This is a genomic window from Pseudomonas persica (genome assembly GCF_900291015.1).
GTDB lineage: Bacteria > Pseudomonadota > Gammaproteobacteria > Pseudomonadales > Pseudomonadaceae > Aquipseudomonas.
In genome coordinates this window covers 107,580-129,821 of the sequence record NZ_OLKL01000039.1, presented here as the reverse complement: position 1 = coordinate 129,821, position 22,242 = coordinate 107,580, and the positions used below count along the sequence as shown (strand labels likewise).

Here is a 22,242-nt window from a genome sequence, read left to right as displayed (position 1 = left end):
GGCAACACGATCCACAGAAATGAAAGGAGTCGCACATGGCCAAGCGTTCCCGCCCGACAGCCTTCATTGACGACCCGCTGTGGTACAAGGACGCCGTCATCTACCAGCTGCACATCAAGTCGTTCTTCGATTCGAACAACGACGGCATCGGCGATTTCGCCGGCCTGATCAGCAAGCTCGACTACATCGCCGAGCTGGGCGTCAACACCCTGTGGCTGCTGCCGTTCTATCCCTCGCCACGCCGGGACGACGGCTACGATATCGCCGAATACAAGGCCGTGCACCCCGACTACGGCAACCTGGCCGATGCCCGCCGCTTCATCGCCGAGGCGCACAAACGCGGCCTGCGGGTGATCACCGAGCTGGTCATCAACCACACCAGTGACCAGCACCCTTGGTTCCAGCGCGCCCGCCATGCCAAGCGCGGCAGCAAGGCGCGGGACTTCTACGTGTGGTCGGATGACGACCAGAAGTACGACGGCACGCGCATCATCTTCCTCGACACCGAGAAGTCCAACTGGACCTGGGACCCGGTCGCCGGCCAGTACTTCTGGCACCGCTTCTACTCGCACCAGCCCGACCTCAACTTCGACAATCCGCAAGTGCTCAAGGCAGTGATCGGGGTCATGCGCTTCTGGCTCGACCTGGGTGTCGATGGCCTGCGCCTGGACGCCATCCCCTACCTGATCGAGCGCGACGGCACCAACAACGAGAACCTCGCCGAAACCCACGACGTGCTCAAGGCGATCCGCGCCGAAATCGATGCCAACTACCCCGACCGCATGCTGCTGGCCGAGGCCAACCAGTGGCCCGAGGACACCCGCCCATACTTCGGCGAAGGCGAGGGCGACGAATGCCACATGGCCTTCCACTTCCCGTTGATGCCGCGTATGTACATGGCCCTGGCCATGGAGGACCGTTTCCCGATCACCGACATCCTGCGCCAGACTCCGGAAATCCCCGCCAACTGCCAATGGGCGATCTTCCTGCGCAACCACGATGAGCTGACTCTGGAAATGGTCACCGACCGCGAGCGCGACTACCTGTGGAACTACTACGCCGAAGACCGTCGCGCGCGCATCAACCTGGGCATTCGCCGGCGCCTGGCGCCGTTGCTGCAGCGCGACCGCCGGCGCATCGAACTGCTCACCAGCCTGCTGCTGTCGATGCCAGGCACGCCAACCCTGTACTACGGCGACGAACTGGGCATGGGCGACAACATCTACCTGGGCGACCGCGACGGCGTGCGCACCCCCATGCAGTGGTCGCCGGACCGCAACGGCGGCTTCTCCCGCGCCGACCCGCAACGCCTGGTGCTGCCGCCGATCATGGACCCGTTGTATGGTTACCAGACCGTCAACGTCGAGGCCCAGGCCAGCGACCCGCACTCCCTGCTGAACTGGACCCGGCGCATGCTGGCGGTGCGCAAGCAGCAGAAGGCCTTTGGCCGCGGCAGCCTGCGCACCCTCACGCCGAACAACCGGCGCATCCTCGCCTACCTGCGCGAGTACACCGACGCCGATGGCAACACCGAGGTCATCCTGTGCGTGGCCAACGTCTCCCGCGCCGCCCAGGCGGCGGAACTGGAATTGTCACAATTTGCCGACAAAGTACCGGTGGAGATGCTCGGCGGCAGCGCCTTCCCGCCGATCGGCCAACTGCCGTTCCTGCTGACCTTGCCACCCTACGCCTTCTACTGGTTCCTGCTGGCCAGCCACGACCGCATGCCCAGCTGGCACATCCAGGCCACCGAGGGGTTACCCGAACTGACCACGCTGGTACTGCGCAAACGCATGGAAGAACTACTGCAAGCCCCCGCCAGCGATACCCTGCAAAGCGCCATCCTGCCGCAGTATCTGCCCAAGCGCCGCTGGTTCGCCGGCAAGGAAGGGCCGATCGACGCAGTGCGCCTGTGCTACGGCGTGCGCTTCGGCACGGCCACCACGCCGGTGCTACTCGGTGAAATAGAAGTGCTCAGCGATGGTGTGGCCAACCGCTACCAACTGCCGTTCGGGTTGCTGCCCGAGGAACAGATCAACACTGCGCTGCCGCAGCAGCTGGCCCTGGCGCGGGTGCGCCGTGCCCATCAGGTTGGCCTGATCACCGACGCCTTTGTCCTCGAGCCGTTCATCCGCGCGGTGCTGCGTGCTTGTGCGGATGGCCTGCATCTGCCTTGTGGCAACGGCGAGGGCGAGCTGTGCTTCGAGAGCACGCAGCAGTTGGCGGGCCTGGCGTTGAACGAAGAAAGTAGCGTGCGCTACCTCAGCGCCGAGCAGTCCAACAGCTCGGTGGTGATCGGCGACCATGTGGTACTCAAGCTGATCCGCCGGGTCAACCCGGGCGTGCACCCGGAGCTGGAAATGAGTGCCTACCTGACCGCCGCAGGCTTTGCCAATATTTCGCCGTTGCTGGGCTGGGTCAGCCGGGTGGACGAGCAGGGCGCGCCACACCTGCTGATGATCGCCCAGGGCTACCTGAGCAACCAGGGTGATGCCTGGGCCTGGACCCAGAACACCCTGGAGCGGGCCATCCGCGACCAGATGGAGCCTTCCAGCCTCGACGCCGAGGCCCATACCGACGCGCTGGCCGAACTCACCGGCTTTGCCGCCTTGCTCGGTCAGCGCCTGGGCGAGATGCACCTGCTGCTGGCCGCACCGACCAATGACGAGGCGTTCCAGCCGCGCCCAAGCGATGCCGACGACAGCGAACGCTGGAGTACGCAGATCAGTGCCGAGCTTACCCATGCCCTCGACCTGCTGGCCCAGCACCGCGACAGCCTCGACAGCGACAGCCAGGCGCTGGTCGATGACTTGCAGCAACAGCGCGACGGCCTGGCCCAGCACATTGCCAACCTGACCTGGCAGGCCCAGGGTGGCCTGCTGATGCGCGTGCACGGCGACCTGCACCTGGGCCAGGTGCTGGTGGTGCAGGGCGATGCCTACCTCATCGATTTCGAAGGTGAACCGGCCCGGCCGCTGCAAGAGCGCCGGGCAAAACACAGCCCGTACAAGGATGTCAGCGGCGTGCTGCGATCCTTCGACTATGCTGCTGCCATGATCTTGCGCAACGCGTCTGCGGTCGACCTTTCCGACCCGGCACGTCAAGCCCGGCAACGTGTTGCCCGGCAGTACCTGCACCAGTCGCGGCATGCCTTTGTCGAAGCTTATGGCCTGGCCACCGCAGCCATGCCGCACGCCTGGCAGCAGGCTGAGGGCGAGCGTGCCGCACTGGAGCTGTTCTGCCTGGAAAAAGCCGCCTACGAAATCACATACGAAGCCGAGAACCGTCCGAGTTGGCTGGCCGTGCCTTTGCATGGCCTGCATGGACTGATCAGTACCTGGGGAGAGTGATAGATGAATGCAACCACGCGTGAAAACGGCGGCCTTCGGCACCGGGACCTCGACGCCCTGGCCCGCGCCGAGCACGCCGATCCATTTGCGGTGCTCGGCCCCCATGGCGATGGCGCGGGCGGGCAGGTGATCCGCGTCTTCCTGCCCAATGCCCTGAATGTGCGCATTCTGGCCCGGCATGACGGGCGCATCCTCACCGAAATGGAGCAGGGCAGCCTGCCCGGATTGTTCACCGCGCACCTGGATGAGGCGCACCCGTACCTGCTGCAGATCGGCTGGGCCGGCGGCGAGCAGGTCACCGAAGACCCCTATAGCTTCGGCCCGCAACTGGGCGACATGGACCTGTACCTGTTCGCCGAAGGCAACCACCGCGACCTGTCCGGGCGCTTCGGCGCCCAGCCGATCCAGGCCGAGGGTATCGACGGCGTGTGCTTTTCGGTGTGGGCGCCGAACGCGCGTCGGGTGTCGGTGGTGGGTGACTTCAACAACTGGGATGGCCGCCGCCACCCCATGCGCCTGCGCCATAGCGCCGGGGTGTGGGAGTTGTTCGTGCCGCGTCTGGGCGTGGGCGAAACCTACAAGTTCGAAGTGCTGGGCAAGGACGGCATACTGCCCCTGAAGGCCGACCCGCTGGCGCGCGCCAGCGAACTGCCGCCGAGCACCGCCTCCAAGGTTGCGGGGGCGCTCAGCCACGCCTGGCAAGACCACGACTGGATGGCGCAACGCGCGCAGCGCCATGCCTACAACGCGCCGTTGTCGATCTACGAGCTGCACCCGGGGTCGTGGCGCTGCGAGCTGGATGAGGCGGGCGAAGTCGGGCGCTATTACAACTGGCGCGAGCTGGCCGAGCGCCTGGTGCCGTACGTTCAGGAGCTGGGCTTCACCCACATCGAACTGCTGCCGATCATGGAGCACCCGTTCGGCGGCTCCTGGGGTTACCAGCCGCTGTCGCTGTTCGCGCCCACCTCGCGCTACGGCAGTGCCGAGGACTTTGCCGCCTTCGTCGACGCCTGCCACCAGGGCGGCATTGGCGTGCTGCTCGACTGGGTGCCGGCGCATTTCCCCACCGACGAACACGGCCTGGCGCGTTTCGACGGCACCGCCCTGTACGAATACGACAACCCCCTGGAGGGCTACCACCAGGACTGGAATACGCTGATCTACAACCTTGGCCGTAACGAAGTGCGCGGCTTCATGATGGCCTCGGCGCTGCACTGGCTGAAGCACTTCCACATCGATGGCCTGCGCGTCGATGCGGTGGCCTCGATGCTGTACCGTGACTATTCACGCAAGGCCGGCGAATGGGTGCCCAACCGCCATGGCGGGCGCGAGAACCTGGAGGCCATTGACTTCATCCGCCACCTCAACGGCGTGGCGGCCCACGAGGCCCCGGGCGCGCTGATCATCGCCGAGGAGTCCACCGCATGGCCCGGCGTCAGCCAGCCGACCCAGCAGGGCGGCCTGGGCTTTGCCTACAAGTGGAACATGGGCTGGATGCATGACACCTTGCATTACATGCAGAACGATCCGGTGCACCGCACCTACCATCACAACGAGATGAGCTTCGGGCTCATATATGCCTATTCCGAGCATTTCATCCTGCCCATCTCCCACGACGAAGTGGTGCACGGCAAGCATTCGCTGATCGACAAGATGCCCGGCGACCGCTGGCAGAAGTTCGCCAACCTGCGCGCCTACCTCACGTTCATGTGGGCGCACCCAGGCAAGAAGCTGCTGTTCATGGGTTGCGAGTTTGGCCAGTGGCGTGAATGGGACCACGACAGCGAGCTGGACTGGTACCTGCTGCAGTACCCGGAACACCAGGGGGTGCAGCGTCTGGTAGCTGACCTCAACCGCCTGTACCGCGAAGTGCCGGCGCTGCACGAGCAGGATTGTCAGGCGCAGGGTTTCCAGTGGCTGATTGGTGACGATGCGCAGAACAGCGTGTATGCCTGGCTGCGCTGGAGCAGCAGTGGCGAGCCGGTGCTGGTGGTGGCCAACTTCACCCCGGTGCCGCGTGAGGGGTATCGCATTGGCGTGCCGTTCGGTGACCGCTGGCAGGAACTGCTGAACAGTGATGCCGAGCTGTATGCCGGGTCGAATGTCGGCAACCTGGGGGTGGTGGAGAGTGAGGAAGTGGCCAGCCATGGCCAGCCGCTGTCGCTGGCCCTGAACCTGCCGCCGCTTGGGGTTCTGATAATGAAGCCAGCCTGATGTGTTGCTTGTCCTGGCCTCTTCGCGGGTAAACCCGCTCCCACAAGGACCGCACAGGGTCCGAAGCTTGTGCAATATCTGTGGGAGCGGGTTTACCCGCGAAGAGGCCGGGCCTGCCTACCAGCGCATCCGCACCCCAAGGCTGCCAATCAACCCGTTCAAATCATTGTCATCCACATCACTGCTGTAATCGGCACTGACAAACAGCGCCACCGTGGGCGTCACCCGCGCCACCAGCCCCAGGCCCAGTTCCACTGTGGTCGAGTAGCGCGAGCTGGAGATCTTGTCGACCTGGTCCAGCTTCACCTCATCGGCATTGCTGAAGTCATACCACACGTTGGTCCGCACATAGGGCTCGATCGGCATGCCGCGTACTTCATAACGCCCGGACAACCTGGCGCCGACCCGGCCGCTCCAGCTCGGCTGGCTGTCGAAGGCTTGCAAGGTTTCTTCCTGCGCCCGGTTGCCGGGGAAGAACTGCTGGTTGATCAACTGCGCCTGCGGCTCGATTACCCAGCCGCCACCCAGGCCGATGGGGATGCCGCCTTCCAGCGAGAAGGTCATCGCGTGGCCGCTGTCGTCCAGCCGCTGGCCGTTTTCGCCACGGCCATTGACGTCGATGCGCGAGCCCATGGCCACGGCGTCAAGGTGCCAGCCCTGTTCATGGGTCATGCTCCAGTACACTCCCAGGCTTTCTCCGCTCAGGTTCACCGCGTTGCGCTGCTTGTCGCCCAGTAGCCGGCGTATGCCGTTGAAGTTGGTCTGCAGGTTGTTCTGCCCGACGAAGATACCCGCGCGGTGCACATTGCCTGCTGCAGTTTCACGCACGAACAGGTCCGGGCCGATCAGCAGTTGCTGGCTGGGTGCTTCCAGCTGGTCTGGTGGTTGCGCACCATTGCGCGAGGCGGTCGGAAAGAACTGCGCCCACTGGCTGGCAACCAGGTCCACTGCAGCCTGCCCGTGGCGCTCGCTCATCTTTTGTGAAAACGCATTCAAGGTATCGATACTCAAGCCACTGGCGCTGACCGGGTCGAGCGACAGCTGTGGTACTGCCGGTTGTAGCAGGAAGCCGGGCGAGGTCGGGTCGTCCTGCAGTTCATACGCGATAGTTTCCACCGGGGTTGCCAGAAGCAGCGACGTGGAAACCGCGTAGAAAATGCTGTCGAAGCGCAAGGGGTTCGAGGTGCTTTTCATGGCGGATCTCCTTTGTTTTTGTGTTACAGCCCTAGGACCTGGCCTGTTGTCACGAGCTGTACGGCAAAAACAGTGGGCGACCCAAACCAGCACGCCAGCTTTCGCGGACGCGCACGAAGGCGCGAGCTAGAGGCCCGGCGCGAGATTTCTACTGCTTGATAATGATCAGCTAAGGAGAGGTCGCCGCTTGCGTCAAGAAAGTGTGAAGGCAGCGTCCATGTTCCGTGCTATGGCACAAATCTTTGTTTTATCGAGTGAAATAAAGAGAGATAGCGGTGTTCGTTATTTGCCGCCTGGCGGCTATGAAGAATCATTGCTACAGCCTGACTTCGACCGCCAACGGCAGGTGATCTGACAAGTGCGACCAAGGTTTGTGCCCCAGAATCCGTGGCCCATGGCTTTCGGCGTTACGCAGGTAGACGCGATCCAGGCGCAGTAGCGGCAGGCGTGCAGGGTAGGTGCGGGCCAGGTGGCCGTGGTGGCGCTCGAAGGCCTCGTGCAGGTCGCGCTGCAGGCCCAGGGTGCGGTTGCCGTGGGATTTCCAGTCATTGAAGTCGCCGGCGATGATCACCGGAGCGTCGGCGGGCAGGGATTCGAGCAGCTTGCGCAGCAGTTGCAGCTGCTTCTGGCGGTGGCTTTCCAGCAACGACAGGTGTACGCAGATGGCATGCACCTGGCGCTGCCCGGGTACGTCAAGGATGCAGTGCAGCAGGCCACGGCGTTCGGGGCCGGTGATCGATACGTCGAGGTTGCGGTGTTCGATGATCGGGTATCTGGACAGTAGCGCGTTGCCATGGTGGCCGTCGGGGTAGACCGCGTTGCGGCCGTAGGCAAAGTCGCTCCACATGCTGTCGGCGAGAAATTCATACTGGGAAGTCTGCGGCCAGCCGGGGTAGCGCGCGGCGTGGCGGTCATGGCTGCCGAGCACTTCCTGGAGGAACACGATGTCGGCCTGGGTGCTGCGCACCGCCTCGCGCAGTTCCGGCAGGATGAAGCGCCGGTTGAAGGCGGTGAAGCCCTTGTGGGTATTCACCGTCAACACCCGCAGCCGCTGCACTGCCGGGGCCTGGTTGACGCTGGCGAAACCTTTACTGCCGGCTTCGGGGTTCACGGTTACTCCTGTTGGTGTTCCTGAATAAATTGACCAAACCCTGTGGGAGCCTGGGGCGGTCAAAATTTACGACCTGCCTGCGCCATTACGGTTCACTCCTCATCGCGTTGCAACACCATCAGCAGCAACGACCGCCCCTTCACCTCGAAGGTGCTGTCGAAGTGCAGATGCTGCCCCTTGCGCAGCTCTGGCCGGTCGGTATCGACCAGGCAGCTCCAGTAATCCCCGTCGGGTACCGCCGGCAACTCGAACGGTACGATGTCATGGTGGGCATTGACGATCAGCAGCACGGTGGCCTCGGCGCCTGGCCGGGCAATGCCGCTGACCTGCGCGCGGCCATCGATCAGCATGCCCAGGCAACGCCCGTGCGGGTCTTCCCATTGCTCCACGCTCATCTCGTTGCCATCCGGTGCCAGCCAGGTCACGTCCTTGACCCCGATTGCCTCATTGTAGTCGCCCACCAGAAAGCGCGAGCGGCGCAGTATCGGGTAGGCCAGGCGCAGGCGGGTCAGGCGCTTGACGAAGGCCAACAGCTCCTTACCCTCCTGGTCCAGGTCCCAGTTCACCCAGCCGATCTCGCTGTCCTGGCAATAGGCATTGTTGTTGCCGTGCTGGGTGCGGCTGAACTCATCACCGGCGACGATCATCGGGGTGCCCTGGGCCAGTAGCAGGGTAGCGAAGAAGTTGCGCATCTGGCGCATGCGCAAGGCATTCACCCCCGGGTCGTCGGTCTGCCCCTCGACACCGCAGTTCCACGACAGGTTGTTATCGGTGCCGTCCTGGTTGTTCTCGTCGTTGTCTTCGTTGTGCTTGTGGTTGTATGACACCAGGTCGCGCAAGGTGAACCCGTCGTGGGCGGTGACGAAGTTGACCGAGGCATAGGGGCGCCGGCCACGGTTATTGAACATGTCTCCCGAGGCGGTCATGCGCGAGGCAAAGTCGGCCAGTTGGCCTTCGTCGCCTTTCCAGAAGGCGCGCACGGTGTCGCGGAAGCGGTCGTTCCACTCTGCCCAGCCCGGGGCGAAGTTGCCCACCTGGTAGCCGCCCGGACCGCAGTCCCAGGGCTCGGCGATCAGCTTTACCTGGCTCAACATCGGGTCCTGGCGGCAGGCGACGAGGAAGCCGTGGCGTTCACTGTAGCCGTCGTGGTAGCGGCCGAGGATGGTCGCCAGGTCGAAGCGGAAGCCGTCCACGTGCATTTCGCCGGCCCAGTAGCGCAGTGAGTCGGTGACCAGCTGCAGCACGCAGGGATGGCTCAGGTCCAGAGTGTTGCCGGTGCCGGAGTCGTTGATGTAGTAGCGCTTGTCGTCCGGCATCAGGCGGTAGTATGAGGCGTTGTCGATGCCGCGCATCGACAGCGTGGGGCCGCGCTCGTTGCCTTCGGCGGTGTGGTTGTAGACCACGTCGAGGATCACCTCCAGCCCGGCGTCGTGCAGGTGCGCGACCATTTCCTTGAATTCGGCGATCTTGCCGCTGGCCAGGTAGCGCGGGTGGGGGGCGAAGAAAGCGATGCTGTTGTAGCCCCAGTAGTTGTTCAGGCCTTTGTCCAGCAGGTGCTGATCGTTGACGAAGGCATGAACCGGCAGCAGTTCGATGCTGGAAACACCCAGCTCCTTGATGTGCTTGAGCAGTTCGTCATTGGCCAGGCCGGCGAAGGTGCCACGCAGTTTTTCCGGCACCGCCGGGTGGCGCATGCTGATGCCACGGGTGTGGGCCTCATAGATGATCGTGCGTTCCCAGGGGATCAGCACGCGCTGGTCGCGGCCCCAGGTAAAGGCAGGGTCGATCACCTTGCATTTAGGCACGAAGGGCGCGCTGTCGCGCTCGTCGAACGACAGGTCGCCGTCGGGGTGGCCGATGGTGTAGCCGAACAGCGCTTCGGACCACTGCAGGCTGCCGACCAGTTGCTTGGCATACGGGTCGATCAGCAGTTTGTTGGGGTTGAAACGGTGGCCGTTCTCCGGCTCGTAGGGGCCGTGCACGCGGTAGCCGTAGACTAGCCCCGGGTGCGCGTCTGGCAGGTAGCCGTGGTAGATCTCGTCGGTGTATTCGGGCAGCTCGATGCGTTCGATTTCGTGCGCGCCAGTGGAATCGAACAGGCACAGCTCGACCTTGGTGGCGTTGGCCGAGAACAGGGCAAAGTTGACCCCCAGGCCATCCCAGGTGGCGCCGAGGGGAAAGGGCAGGCCTTCGCGGATACGCGACGGGGCGACCGAGCGGGTTTTCTTCGGGGTGCGGGGGCTCATGGCGGTCCTCTGTGGCCGTTGTGGGGGAGGGAGCTGTGTAGGCCTGCACCGGCCTCTTCGCGGGTAAACCCGCTCCCACAGGTACACCGTCATCCTCAGGCCTGGCGCTATCCCTGTAGGAGCGGGTTTACCCGCGAAGAGGCCGGTGCAGGCTTAACCGGCAGCCGGCTTTTTCACCGCCCGGGGCTTCTTCACTGCTACGGCTTTCTCAACCGGTTCAGCCGCTACCTTGGGCTTGGCCGGCGCCCGCTTGCGCGGCGCCGCCTTGGGTGCCAGCGCCTCGGCTTCGGCCAGCTTGCGGGCCATGTCCCAATGGCGTTCTTCCTGGCCGGTGGGCTTACCTTCGGACTCCCAGATCTGGTAGGCGAATTCGCGGATCCGTTTTTCATCAATACTCATCATGACGCTCCTGATGCTCAAGATTGTTGTATCAGCAGGTTGACCGGAAACTCCGCCAGCACGGCGCTCAACAACAGCTCCCTGGAAGAGCTGACCGCAGCACTGGGGAAAAGTCCCGTCGAGTTGGCAGGCGACAAGGCAAACGGCAGGCTGACTCGGGTGTCGTCCCAGTTCTGTGCCGGGATCAGGGGTATCGGTGCACCCGCCAGCAAGGTACTGGCCAGGCGTGGCGCGATGATGACGGCGCGCTCGCCTTCGCCCAGGCGGGCGAAGGCCACCACCTTGTCGGCGTGCCGGCCGTGCACGGTCAATGGCAGGTAGGCGCCACGGCGGAACAACTCGGCGTGGGCCAGGCGGCAGTCCAGCACCCGGGCGATCAGCGCCTGCTTGAGGCGGCCGTCGCGCCAGTGCGCCAGCAGCTCGGCTACCGGCGTTGCATCGTCCAGGGTGCGACGCCTGCAAGCATAGTCCACGGTGCGACGGTTATCCGGGTCGACCAGGCTGAAGTCCCAGTATTCGTTGCCCTGGTACAGGTCGGGCACACCGGGTGCGGTCATGCGCAGCAGGGCCTGGGCCAGGCCATTGAGGGCGCCGGGGCAGGCCAGCAGGTGCGCGGCATCGGCCAGCGATTTGCGCAGTTGCTGGTTCTCGCTGTCCAGCAGCAGGCCATCGATGTAGCGGGCGCAGGCGCTTTCGTAGGCCTCGTTCGGCGCGCTCCAGCTGCTGCGCAGCTTGGCCTCGCGCAGGGCCTTCTGCTGCCACTGGCGAATGCGTTCGGCGTACTGGCCAAGGGCGTTGTCGTCGTGCAGGTCGAGGTCCAGCGGCCAGCTGCCCAGCAAGGTCTGCACCAGCATCAGCTCGTCGCCGGGGCTGGGCGCCGAGCCGTCATCCAGTTGCGTGCGCAACGGCGTGGCCAGTTCGCGCCAGTGTTCCATTCGGCTGGCCAGCCATGGGCCGCGCTCGCTGAGCACGGCCAGGCGCGCGCGGGTGTCTTCGCCGCGCTTGTGGTCATGGGTGGCGCTGGCCAGCAGGTTGTCGGGGAAATCGCGCAGGCGCCATTGGGCTTCATCGTGGAAGTGTTCGAGCGGGGCGCTGAAACGCTCGGCGTCGAAGCCCACGTCGTTGCGCGACAGCAGCCGGGCGCTGCGGTAGAAAGCGGTGTCTTCCACTGCCTTGGCGGCGCTTGGCGCGGTGAGTTGCTGAAAGCGCACGCAGGCGTGGCGCAGCTGCTTGCGTGCCCGCCCCGCTGGCAGGTGGCGCCAGGCTTGCCCGCCCAGCCATTGTTCAAGCTGCTCGAGCAGTGGCCAGTCGGCTTCGCCGAGGTCCTGGCGGGCATTGGCCAGCGCCTGCTGGAAAAACCTTTCGTCTTCTGCCGGGCGCCCGCAGGCATTGAAGTAGGTGCGGTACACCGGGTAGTGCGCCACCAGCGCCTGCAACGCGCGGCGGATTGCGCCCAGAGTCAGGTCGCGGGTCATCAGGTCGTTGCGCGCTACCTGCAACAGCGCCTGGGCCACCGACTCGCAGTCGCCGGCCAGGCTGGCATTGAGCACCAGGTGGCGGGCCTGACGCACTTCTTCGGGGAAGTCGGGGCGTTCGCTCACATTGGCCCACAGCTCGGTCAGTGCTGCTTCGCCCGCCGGGTCGTGCTGCAGCAGCGAGACCTGGTTCATGAAGTCATAGCCGGTAGTGCCATCGGTAAGCCAGTCGCGGTGCAGGTGCTCGTTGGTGCCGAGGATCTTTTCCACGTAAATGGGGAAATGCTCCAGGGCGGCATGCAATGGCCGCCGCGCCAGCAGGCCATCGACCCTTCGGCGCAGCTTGCGGCAATAACCGCGCGGGTCGGCCAGGCCGTCGATATGGTCGATGCGCAGGCCGTCCACCAGGCCACGCTCGATCAGTTCGAACAGCTTGGCGTGGGTGGCTTCGAACACCACCGCGCGTTCAACCCGCAGGCCGCCCAGTTCGTTGATGTCGAAGAAGCGCCGCCAGTTGATGTCGTCGGCGGCGGTGCGCCAGCTGGCCAGGCGGTAGCTCTGGCGTTCCAGCAGCAGGTGCAGGCGCTTGAAGCCGTTCTCGCTACGGCTGTCGAACGCCACCAGGGCCGATTCGAGGTCGGCGCCTGCGCCTGCCAGGCGCGCCAGTTCGGCTTGCAGGGGCAGGGCGTCGGCCAGCGGCGTGGCCGATGCGTTCAACGCGCTGAAGCGTTCGGCCAGGGCCTGGAGCGCCGGCTCCGGGCTGAGGGCGAGAATCCAGCCATAGTCGATCGGGCAGATAGGGAAGCGGTGTTGGTAATGGGCGATTTGCAGCAGCCCAAGGTGCTTGTCGAACTCAAGCGGTATCTCGCCATTTTTCAGCGCTATGCCATAGTCGCTGGCGAGGAACGGCAACAGCAGCTGGCCGGCCAGCAGTGGGTCGCTGGAGTGCCACTGGATGTCGAAGAATTCCGCATACGGGCTGCGCCGGCCCCAGGCCAGCAGGCTCTGCCACCACGGGTTGTCGGCACCGCCCACGGCCATGTGGTTGGACACTGTGTCGAGGATCAGCCCCATGCCGTGCTGGCGCAGGGCTGCGACCAGCCGTTGCAGTGCCGCCTCGCCGCCCAGCTCGGGGTTGACGCAGGTCGGGTCGACCACGTCGTAGCCGTGGCGTGAGCCGGCGCGCGCCTTGAGGATCGGCGAGGCATACAGGTGGCTGATGCCCAGCTGGGCAAAGTACGGCACCAGCGGCACGGCGTGATCGAGGGTGAAATCACTGTGAAACTGCAGGCGCAGGGTCGCGGTCAGCGCTTTCATCGGTCACGCTCCCAGGCCTGTTCGCGGGCCTGGGCCAGCAGTTCCAGGCGGCGTGCGGCGTCATCGTCGTCGAGCAGTTCACGTACCGGTCGGGCAAAGCGTCGTCGCCAGTTAGGGTGGCCGGTGGTAGTGCCTGGCAGGTTGGGTTGCTCGTCGCAGCCCAGCAGGTCTTCCAGCGGCACCAGCACCAGCGGTGCGCGGGTGTGGCCGACGTAGCGGATGGCCGCGTCGATCAGCGCGTGGTTGTCCGGCAGCGTGCCGTAGTTGGCCTCCAGGGTGCGGCGCAGGCCGTCGTGCTCCTTCTGCCGCTCGTGGCGCCAGTGCAGTTCGGTGGCGGCGTCGATCAGTTGCAGGCGGTGGCTCCAGTCGATGTCGCGGTTTTCCAGCCAGCCGGCCAGTGGCGCCAGGTCGTGGGTGCCGGTGGTGGCCAGGGCGCTGTCCGGCCAGTCGAGAATCGGCTTGAAATGGCCGGGCTGGGTCTGCTCGAACGGTAGCACGCGCATGCCCAGCACGGCCTTGGCCGCCAGTTGCTCGCGCAGGCCGTCCGGCACGGTGCCCAGGTCTTCACCGAGGATGATGGCCTGGTGGCGTACCGACTCCAGCGCCAGCAGGCGCAGCAGGTCGTCCAGCGGGTAGTTGAGGTAGGCGCCTTCGCTGGGCTTGGCCCCCTGCGGGATCAGCCACAGCCGGCGCAGGCCCATGACATGGTCGATGCGCAGGCCGCCGGCGTGGGCGAGGTTGGCCCGCAGCATTTCGATGAAGGCGCGGTAGCCGTTGCGCTTGAGGCCCTCGGGCGAGAAGGCGCAGATGCCCCAGTCCTGGCCGGCACGGTTGAGGATGTCGGGCGGTGCACCCACTTTCAGGCCTGCCAGCAGCTCGTCCTGGCGGCTCCAGGCCTGGCTACCGGCACCGTCGGCGCCCACCGCCAGGTCAGCGATCAGGCCGACCGCCATGCCGTTGCCGCGTGCGGCTTCCTGGGCGCGTTGCAGGCCCCGTTCGGTCAGCCATTGACAGAAAGCATGGAACTCGATCTTGGCCGGGTAAGTGTTGGCGAAGGCCTCCACTTCCGGGTGGTACGGGTCGTGCCAGGCCTTGGGCCAGTGACGCCAGTCGGCGCCCAGGCCGTGCTCCACGGCTTGGGCCTGCAGCACCTCGAAGCGGCAGTGGTGTTCCAGGGCCTGGCCGCCGGCTTCGCGGAAACTGTCGAAATCCTTGCGCAGCGGGTGGTCGCCCTGGCTGAAACCCTGGTACAGGGCCTCAAGCAGGCGCTGGCGGGCGCTGGCGGCACGCGACCAGTCGACCAGCGGGCCTTGCTCCAGGTCTTCCAGCTGTTGCTCCAGGCCGCAGGCTTCGATGGCCACGCGCACCGCCCGCTCGCCCAGTAGCGCGGCCGGGCTGGCGTACAGGGTATTGAGCAGCAGGCGGCTGGAGGGCGAGTAGGGGCTGTAGTGCGTCTGGTCGATGGCCGACAGGGCGTGGATCGGGCTGATGGCCAGGGCATCGGCACCGCGCTCGGCGGCCGCGCGGGCCAGTTGCTCCAGCGCCAGGCAGTCGCCGAAGCCGCCATCGCCGGGGCGGCGCAGGCTGTACAGCTGCACGGTCAGGCCCCAGCAGCGCGGGGTCGGCTGTTGCACCCGGTCTTCAAGGCTGTGGCAGCGTGGTGGGGCCACGGCCACGGTGAAGCGGCGGCTGTCGATTGCCACCTGGTGGTAGCCGATGGGCAGCGCACCAGGCAGGCGGGCCTGGTCGTCGAGGCTGAGGGTGAGGGCGCTGTGGTCTTCCAGGGTGCAGTGCGCGACGCTGGCGGCGCTGAAGTAGCGCGCCAGTGCCAGTGGCTGGCCGAGGTCGGCGGTCAGCAGCGGTGGCAGGTGCTCACTGTCTTCGGCAGCGTCCACGGCGCGCAGGCTGGCGGCAATGGCGGCGTCATCGGTGGCCGGGTGACCAAGGCCTTCAAGGATATTGCGCAGCACCTCGTCGCTGACACGCTGGGGCCGGGCATTGGCGTCGATCCAGTCGCGGCTTAGCCCGACGCGGGTCGCCAGGCGGTGCAGGGCAGTTTCGCTCATGGGCGCTCCTGGGCAGGGGGAAGCAGGCTGACCACGCAGCTGTACGCGGCCAGATGGGTATCGGGGTGCCGGGTGTTGCTGCTGTCGAACAGCCGGGTGGCCGGCGCGGGCAGCTCGACCGCCTGTGGGGTAGCCGCCAGGTTCAGGTCGATGCGCAGGGTGTTGCCATCGCCCAGCTGCCAGCGTGCGGTCAGTGCCTTGTCGCCGAGCACCTCGGCGCCCAGCGCGCGGCTGCCGGGCAGGTGCGGAATCACATGGCGGTGGCGCAGGTCGAGCAACTGCTGGTACAGGCCGTGCCAGCCGGCGATCACTTCCCTGGCCTGCGGGCGGGAGGCCTCGAAGGTCTGTTCGGCGTTGGGATCGGGGATGCGTTGGCGCTGCTCGGGGTCGGCGAAGGCGGGGAAATGGGCGAACTCGCCGCGCCGGCCTTCGCGCACGGCGTCGGCCAACTGGTCATGGAAGTCGGTGAAGAACAGGAACGGCTGGCAGCTGCCGTCGTCGTCGCCCATGAACAGCAGCGGGATCATCGGCGCCAGCAGCAACAGGCCGGTAGCAGCGCGCAGCGCCGGCAGCGGGCACAGGCGGGTCAGGCGCTCGCCCAGGGCGCGGTTGCCGACCTGGTCATGGTTCTGCAGGAACAGCACGAAGGCGCTGGGCGCCAGGTGCCCGCTGGGCTCGCCGCGGGGCATGCCATGGCGGTTGGCCTGGCCCTGGAACACGAAGCCTTCGGCAAGGCAGCGGGCCAACTGGTCGATGGGGCGCTGCCGGTAGTCGGCGTAGTAGCCTTCGGTTTCACCGGTCAGCAGCACGTGCAGGGCATTGTGGCCGTCGTCGTTCCACTGGGCGTCGAAGCCCTGTTCCAGCAGGAAGGCCTGGTTGTGCTCGTTCTCCAGTACCAGCCACACGTGGCGGCCCGGCTGCACGGCAGCGCGCACCCTTTGCGCCAGCTCGACCAGGAAGTCGGGCTGGTCGATGGCGTGCACGGCATCCAGGCGCAGGCCATCGCAGCGGTAGTCGCACAGCCACATCAGGGCGTTCTGGATGAAGTACTCGCGCACTTGCGGGCGACGGAAGTCGATGGCTGCGCCCCACGGGGTCTGGCGGTCGTCGCGGAAGAACGGGCTGGCGTACTGGTGCAGGTAATTACCGTCGGGGCCGAAGTGGTTGTACACCACGTCGACCAGCACCATCAGCCCCTGGCCGTGGGCCTGGTCGACCAGCGCACACAGTTGCTCGGGGCTGCCGTAGGTGTTTTGCGGTGCATAGGGCAGCACGCCGTCGTAACCCCAGTTGCGCTCGCCGGGGAACTGCCCCAGTGGCATCAGCTCGATGGCGCTGATGCCCAGTTCGGCCAGGCGCGGCAGTTGCCGGGCGACCCCGGTGTAGCCACCGAGCAAGCCGACATGCAGCTCCTGGATGACCGCCTCGTGCCAGGGCCGGCCTTGCCAGGAGTGTTGCCAGGCATAGCTGGCCACATCCACCACCTGGCTCGGCCCTTGTACGCCGTCGGGCTGGTAGCGCGAGGCCGGGTCGGCCACCAGCAGTTCACCGTCGATACGGTAGCGGTAACGGTCACCGGCCTGGCACGGGGCCACACCGGTGTACCAGCCAGCATCATCGGGCAACAGCTCGAAGGCCGGCTGTTGCTCCAGTTCCACGCTTACGCGGCGCGCATCCGGGGCCCAGAGGGCGAAGCGCGCCGACGTGGCGTCCAGCAGGTGTGCGCCATGCCTGTGCATCTTCGGCTCCCGCTCAGTAGTGGCTGTGCGCCTGCTTGACCAGGTCCTCGTACAGGCGGGCGTAGGGTTCCACGGCCTGGCACCAGTTGAACGGTTGGGTCATCGACAGGCAACGCATGGCGTTCAGCAGGTCCTTCTTGCCGTATACATAGAAGGCGCGGCTGAGTGCCTGGCGATAGCTCTCGACGGTGGACTCGTTGAACAGGAAACCGGTGACGCCGCACTCGATGGTGTCGGCCAGGCCGCCGGTGTTGCGCGCCACCGGCAGCGAGCCGAAGCGCTGCGCGTACATCTGGCTGAGACCGCATGGCTCGTAGCGTGACGGCATCAGCAGGAAGTCGCTGCCGGCGAACATGCGCCGGGCGTCGGTTTCGTTGAAGCCGATGCGCACGCCGATGCGGCCCGGGTGGCGTAGCGCCAGCTCGCGCATGGCCTGCTCTTCTTCCGGCTCGCCACGGCCGATGATCGCGATCTGCCCGCCTTGCTCGACGATGTAGTCGGCCACGGCCAGGGTCAGGTCCAGGCCTTTCTGGTAGACCAGTCGTGAAACCACGGCGAACAGCGGGCCTTCGGAGGGCTGCAGTTTGAACAGCTCGCGCACTTCCTGGGCGTTGCGTGCCTTGCCGTCCCAGTCGTTGATGCTGAAGTTGTGCTGCAGATGCTTGTCGGTGGCCGAGTCCCAGCTCTCGTCGATGCCGTTGGGGATGCCGCCAAGCAGGCCTTGCTGGGCCTTGCTGGCGAGGAAACCGTCCAGGCCGCAGCCGAATTCCGGGGTGGTGATTTCCCGGGCATAGGTGGCGCTGACGGTGGTGATGTGGCTGGCGTAGGCCAGACCGGCCTTGAGGAACGACAGCTTGCCGTAGAACTCCATGCCTTCCTGCTGCATGGCGTGCTCGGGGATCGCCAGCTCCGGGCTGCAGCCGCGGCTGTACACGCCCTGGTAGGCCAGGTTGTGGATGGTGAACAGGGTTGGCGTACTCAGCCCGCGCCAGTGCATGTAGGCCGGCGCCAGGCCTGCGGGCCAGTCGTGGGCGTGCACCACTTCGGGCTTCCAGTGGATCCTGCCTTCGCCGGCGGCGATTTCGGCGGCGGCCAGGCCCAGGCGGGCGAAACGGATGTGGTTGTCGGGCCAGTCGCGGCCGTTGTTGGCGCCATAGGGGGTGCCGTCGCGCTGGTACAGCTCGGGGCAGATCAGCACATAGATGACCAAGCCATCGGCCATGTCCATGCGCCCGATCTTGCACGGCGGCAGGGCGGCGTGGCCGCCCAGTTCACCGACGATGTGAATGGGGTTGTCACTTGCCATTACCTGGCGGTAGCCGGGGATCAGCACCCGAACATCGTGCAGGTGTGCCAGGGCGCGCGGCAAGGCTGCGGATACGTCACCCAGACCGCCGGTTTTCACCAGATCGGCGATTTCCGAGGTCACGAACAAAATCTTGCGTTTGTTGCGGTTGTGCTGGCGCTGGGCGCCGGGTGCCTTGCCTGTCGCGGCGAAGTCCGGGGTGAGCGGTTCGCGGTTGTCCGGGTTGAATGAATCTACGTGAGGCTCGACAGCGGCACTGATCATACTTCTCTCCGTCCCTATGCTTGGCCGGGTGCTGGCACCCGTGGCGATGTTTCGTGTTGGTTCTCTCTGTTTCTGAATTCTGCGTAGTGCGTTCCATGCCCCAGGGGCGTGCGCGCAGGCACAGCGCGATCAGCATTCCGGCCGAAGGCGCTTGGGCTGGTGTGGGTGTGTGGGCCGATGCTGGGAAGTCCCTTGCGTTTGGCCTACTTAGTTCCTGACCTGCCCGTGTTCCTGAAAGTTCGACTTTTTTTCGTCACTCTTCCAATGAGCAAATGGCGGGCCGAAACCCGAGTGTAGGAGAGAAAGAGCAAAAAAGGTGACCCGCTGGTCACCATTCTCGTGCCGCGGAATAGACGCAAACGTTGGCGTCTGTGACCGGATGTGAACAGCGTTGGGCGAGGGGCTTTCGGTGGTGCGCCATATTGTGGCTTGCGTGGGCGGATGCACCATAGTTGGGCGCTGGAAAGATGGCTGCTTGTTCGCGGGTAAACCCGCTTCCACAGGATTTGCGCTGCTTCTGCATCCCACGCTGTACCTGTGGGAGCGGGTTCACCCGCGAAGAGGCCAGGCCTGGAAAAGCTGGATCAGGAGAGATCAGGCAGGGGTGGGAGCCATTCAGCCCCCACAAGAAGAAGGTAGAATCAGACGCTGACAGTTTTGTCTTCAGCGCGCTGTTGCGCCAGCAGCAAGTTCAGTTGGGCGACCTGTTGACGCAGTTGGTCACGTTCGTCCTTCAATTTACGCAGCTCATCACGGCGCACGGAGACATAGAGGGTCTGGGTTGGGGTTGCAGGCATCAAGGTACCCATGAGCACACCTCGCGGTTTTGGCTAGTGACAAGTCAAAGCGTAGACGCTTCACGCGGGCGCATTCTGAATTCTTTCGCAGGCCTTGGGAACTTTTTTGTTTATCGTGGTCTCGCCGTTCGTCGCTGAACCCTCGAGTGGTTCGCTGGACTAATCTGAAAAGCTGGATTGTGTTGTCATTTATTTCAAGGGGAGCATCGGCTCATGCAACTGGGAATCATCGGGCTGGGCCGCATGGGCGGCAATATCGCAAGGCGCCTGATGCGCGCCGGCCACCGTACTGTGGTGCATGACCGCAACCGCGAGGCCATCGATGGCCTGGAGGGCGAGGGCGCCCAGGGCGCGCACGACCTCGGTGCGCTGGTACAGAAGCTGAAAGCACCGCGTGCGGTGTGGGTAATGCTGCCCGCCGGCGAACCCACCGAGCAGACCATCGCCCAACTGGCCGAACTGCTGGAGCCGGGCGATGCGATCATCGACGGCGGCAACACCTTCTACAAGGACGACGTGCGCCGAGCTGCCGAGCTGGCCAAGCGCGGGCTGCATTACCTGGACGTCGGCACCTCCGGCGGCGTGTGGGGCCTGGACCGTGGCTACTGCATGATGATCGGGGGCGAAAAGGACGTGTTCGAGCGCCTGGAGCCGCTGTTCAAGGCGTTGGCCCCGGGCGTGGGTGACATCCCGCGCACCCATGGCCGCAGCGGCGAGCACCAGCGCGCCGAGCACGGCTACATCCATGCCGGCCCAGCGGGTGCCGGGCACTATGTGAAAATGGTGCACAACGGCATCGAATACGGCCTGATGCAGGCCTATGCCGAAGGTTTCGACCTGCTGCGCAGCAAGGGCGGCAACGAACTGCCGGAAGACCAGCGTTTCGACCTGAACGTGGCCGAAATCGCCGAAGTTTGGCGGCGTGGCAGCGTGGTTACCTCGTGGCTGCTCGACCTCACCGCCGATGCGCTGGTGGCCGACCCGCAGCTGTCGCAGTTCAGTGGCTCGGTGTCCGACAGTGGTGAAGGCCGCTGGACCATCGACGCCGCCGTCGAGCAGGCGGTGCCGGTGCCGGTGCTGTCCAGCGCGCTGTTCGCCCGCTTCCGCTCGCGTCAGCAGCAGGGCACCTATGGCGACAAGATTCTCTCAGCCATGCGCCTGGGCTTCGGTGGCCATGTCGAGAAAAAAGGCGAATGACCAGACAGAGCATTCCGCCCGCACCGCCATGCACCCTGTTCCTGTTCGGCGCCAATGGCGACCTGGTCAAGCGCCTGCTGATGCCGGCGCTGTACAACCTCAGCCGTGACGGTTTGCTGGACCGCAACCTGCGCATCGTCGGTGTCGACCACAACCCGGCCACTGCCGAGGAATTCGCCGGGCGCCTGCATGCCTTCATGGTCGAGCGTGACAAAGCTGGGGACGGCACGGCCAAGTGCCTGGACGAGAAGCTCTGGGCACGCCTGGCCAAGCGCCTGGATTACCAGACCGGCGATTTTCTCGACCCGGCCACCTACCAGGCCCTTGCCAAGCGCATCGACACAACCCGCCATGGCAATGCCATCTTCTACCTGGCGACCTCGCCGCGCTTCTTCCCCGAGGTGGCGCAGCGGCTAGGGCAGGCCGGGCTGCTCGACGAGTCGGCCGGGGGCTTTCGCCGCGTCGTGGTCGAGAAGCCTTTCGGCACCGACCTGGCCAGCGCCGAAGCGCTCAACGCCTGCCTGCTGAAGGTGATGGGCGAGCGGCAGATCTACCGCATCGACCATTACCTGGGCAAAGAGACGGTGCAGAACATTCTGGTCAGCCGGTTCTCCAACGGTTTGTTCGAATCGTTCTGGAACAACCATTACATCGACCATGTGCAGATCACTGCCGCGGAAACCGTTGGTGTCGAGACTCGTGGTGCGTTCTATGACAGTACCGGGGCGCTGCGCGACATGGTGCCCAACCACCTGTTCCAGTTGCTGGCGATGGTGGCCATGGAGCCCCCGGCCGCGTTCGCTGCCGATGCCGTGCGCAGCGAAAAGGCCAAGGTGGTTGGTGCCATCCGCCCATGGTCGGCGAAGATGGCCCTGAAAAACTCCGTGCGTGGCCAGTACAGCGCCGGCAAGCAGGGGCGCAAGCAGTTGCCCGGCTACCGCCACGAGGCCAACGTCGCGGCCGATAGCCAGACCGAGACCTATGTGGCGCTGAAGGTGATGATCGATAACTGGCGCTGGGCCGGGGTGCCGTTCTACCTGCGTACCGGCAAGCGCATGAGCGTGCGTGACACCGAAATCGCCATCTGCTTCAAGCCCGCGCCTTATGCGCAGTTCCGCGAGTCGGAGCTGGAGCGGCCCAAGCCCAATTACCTGAAAATCCAGATTCAGCCCAACGAAGGCATGTGGTTCGACCTGCAGGCCAAGCGCCCCGGGCCGGAGTTGGTGATGGAGAATATCGAACTGGGCTTTGCCTACAGGGACTTCTTCAAGATGACCCCGGCGACCGGCTACGAGACGCTGATCTACGACTGCCTGACCGGTGACCAGACCCTGTTCCAGCGGGCTGACAACATCGAGAACGGCTGGCGCGCGGTGCAGCCGTTCCTCGATGCCTGGGCCCAGGGCGGTGAGGTGCATGAGTACCCGGCCGGTGAAGACGGGCCCGAGGCTGGCAATGAATTGCTGGCACGGGACAAGCGCGAGTGGCATCGCCTGGGGTGAGGTTTCTGTAAAGCCTGTGCCGGCCCTTTCGCGGGCACGCCCGCTCCCACAGGGATATCGATGGT

Annotated in this window: 13 protein-coding genes; 4 read left to right on the top strand and 9 right to left on the bottom strand. The window is 65.3% G+C overall.

Going from position 1 to position 22,242, the window contains the following annotated elements; all coding sequences use genetic code 11:
- Positions 1–35: 35 nt before the first annotated feature.
- Both treS and glgB read left to right on the top strand, forming a co-directional pair.
- Complete coding sequence (treS, locus tag FQ664_RS18910) at positions 36–3,350, top strand: maltose alpha-D-glucosyltransferase (RefSeq protein WP_144174045.1); 3,315 nt, start codon at positions 36–38, stop codon at positions 3,348–3,350.
- Positions 3,351–3,353: 3 nt separating this feature from the next.
- Positions 3,354–5,564 (top strand): 1,4-alpha-glucan branching protein GlgB, encoded by a 2,211-nt coding sequence (gene glgB / locus FQ664_RS18905; RefSeq protein WP_144174043.1) that lies wholly within the window; start codon positions 3,354–3,356, stop codon positions 5,562–5,564.
- A gap of 117 nt (positions 5,565–5,681) precedes the next feature.
- Here the strand turns inward: glgB and FQ664_RS18900 are convergent, their stop codons facing one another.
- The 9 genes from FQ664_RS18900 to FQ664_RS27310 all read right to left on the bottom strand — a co-directional run bounded on the left by FQ664_RS18900 (position 5,682) and on the right by FQ664_RS27310 (position 19,490).
- On the bottom strand, positions 5,682–6,758 hold the full coding sequence (locus tag FQ664_RS18900) for an autotransporter domain-containing protein (protein WP_144174042.1): 1,077 nt from the start codon (positions 6,756–6,758) through the stop codon (positions 5,682–5,684).
- Positions 6,759–7,074: 316 nt separating this feature from the next.
- Entirely contained in the window at positions 7,075–7,869 is a 795-nt protein-coding gene (locus FQ664_RS18895; RefSeq protein ID WP_144174041.1) for an endonuclease/exonuclease/phosphatase family protein, read from the bottom strand.
- A gap of 92 nt (positions 7,870–7,961) precedes the next feature.
- Positions 7,962–10,115, bottom strand: coding sequence for a glycogen debranching protein GlgX (gene glgX, locus FQ664_RS18890; RefSeq protein ID WP_144174040.1), 2,154 nt, complete (start codon positions 10,113–10,115; stop codon positions 7,962–7,964).
- A gap of 153 nt (positions 10,116–10,268) precedes the next feature.
- On the bottom strand, positions 10,269–10,517 hold the full coding sequence (locus FQ664_RS18885; protein ID WP_144174039.1) for a DUF2934 domain-containing protein: 249 nt from the start codon (positions 10,515–10,517) through the stop codon (positions 10,269–10,271).
- Between the two features lie 14 nt (positions 10,518–10,531).
- Entirely contained in the window at positions 10,532–13,306 is a 2,775-nt protein-coding gene (locus FQ664_RS18880) for a malto-oligosyltrehalose synthase (protein WP_144174038.1), read from the bottom strand.
- A complete protein-coding gene (gene malQ, locus FQ664_RS18875) occupies positions 13,303–15,372 on the bottom strand; it encodes a 4-alpha-glucanotransferase (protein WP_144174037.1) in 2,070 nt (689 codons plus the stop codon). The genes FQ664_RS18880 and malQ overlap by 4 nt, the downstream gene beginning before the upstream one ends.
- Entirely contained in the window at positions 15,369–17,111 is a 1,743-nt protein-coding gene (gene treZ, locus FQ664_RS18870; RefSeq protein ID WP_144174035.1) for a malto-oligosyltrehalose trehalohydrolase, read from the bottom strand. Before treZ ends, malQ begins: the two co-directional genes overlap by 4 nt.
- Before the next feature lie 13 nt (positions 17,112–17,124).
- Entirely contained in the window at positions 17,125–18,681 is a 1,557-nt protein-coding gene (gene glgA / locus FQ664_RS18865) for a glycogen synthase GlgA (protein ID WP_144174034.1), read from the bottom strand.
- A 641-nt stretch (positions 18,682–19,322) separates the two neighbouring features.
- The gene (locus tag FQ664_RS27310; RefSeq protein WP_178091018.1) at positions 19,323–19,490 is read right to left on the bottom strand and encodes a DUF6026 family protein; all 168 of its coding nucleotides are present in this window, start codon (positions 19,488–19,490) and stop codon (positions 19,323–19,325) included.
- Positions 19,491–19,691: 201 nt separating this feature from the next.
- Here FQ664_RS27310 and gnd point away from each other — a divergent pair, with 201 nt between their 5' ends.
- Both gnd and zwf read left to right on the top strand, forming a co-directional pair.
- Complete coding sequence (gene gnd, locus FQ664_RS18860) at positions 19,692–20,675, top strand: phosphogluconate dehydrogenase (NAD(+)-dependent, decarboxylating) (RefSeq protein ID WP_144174033.1); 984 nt, start codon at positions 19,692–19,694, stop codon at positions 20,673–20,675.
- Positions 20,672–22,177 (top strand): glucose-6-phosphate dehydrogenase, encoded by a 1,506-nt coding sequence (zwf, locus tag FQ664_RS18855; protein WP_144174032.1) that lies wholly within the window; start codon positions 20,672–20,674, stop codon positions 22,175–22,177. Before gnd ends, zwf begins: the two co-directional genes overlap by 4 nt.
- The last annotated feature ends 65 nt before the right edge of the window (positions 22,178–22,242 follow it).

Excerpts from the sequence above, each read along its gene's own strand:
- glgX (WP_144174040.1), bottom strand. The coding sequence starts at position 10,115 with ATGAGCCCCCGCACCCCGAAGAAAACCCGCTCGGTCGCCCCGTCGCGT.
- malQ (WP_144174037.1), bottom strand. The coding sequence starts at position 15,372 with ATGAGCGAAACTGCCCTGCACCGCCTGGCGACCCGCGTCGGGCTAAGC.
- treZ (WP_144174035.1), bottom strand. The coding sequence starts at position 17,111 with ATGCACAGGCATGGCGCACACCTGCTGGACGCCACGTCGGCGCGCTTC.
- FQ664_RS27310 (WP_178091018.1), bottom strand. The coding sequence starts at position 19,490 with ATGGGTACCTTGATGCCTGCAACCCCAACCCAGACCCTCTATGTCTCC.
- FQ664_RS18880 (WP_144174038.1), bottom strand. The coding sequence starts at position 13,306 with ATGAAAGCGCTGACCGCGACCCTGCGCCTGCAGTTTCACAGTGATTTC.
- glgB (WP_144174043.1), top strand. The coding sequence starts at position 3,354 with ATGAATGCAACCACGCGTGAAAACGGCGGCCTTCGGCACCGGGACCTC.
- gnd (WP_144174033.1), top strand. The coding sequence starts at position 19,692 with ATGCAACTGGGAATCATCGGGCTGGGCCGCATGGGCGGCAATATCGCA.
- zwf (WP_144174032.1), top strand. The coding sequence starts at position 20,672 with ATGACCAGACAGAGCATTCCGCCCGCACCGCCATGCACCCTGTTCCTG.
- FQ664_RS18900 (WP_144174042.1), bottom strand. The coding sequence starts at position 6,758 with ATGAAAAGCACCTCGAACCCCTTGCGCTTCGACAGCATTTTCTACGCG.
- treS (WP_144174045.1), top strand. The coding sequence starts at position 36 with ATGGCCAAGCGTTCCCGCCCGACAGCCTTCATTGACGACCCGCTGTGG.
- glgA (WP_144174034.1), bottom strand. The coding sequence starts at position 18,681 with ATGATCAGTGCCGCTGTCGAGCCTCACGTAGATTCATTCAACCCGGAC.
- FQ664_RS18885 (WP_144174039.1), bottom strand. The coding sequence starts at position 10,517 with ATGATGAGTATTGATGAAAAACGGATCCGCGAATTCGCCTACCAGATC.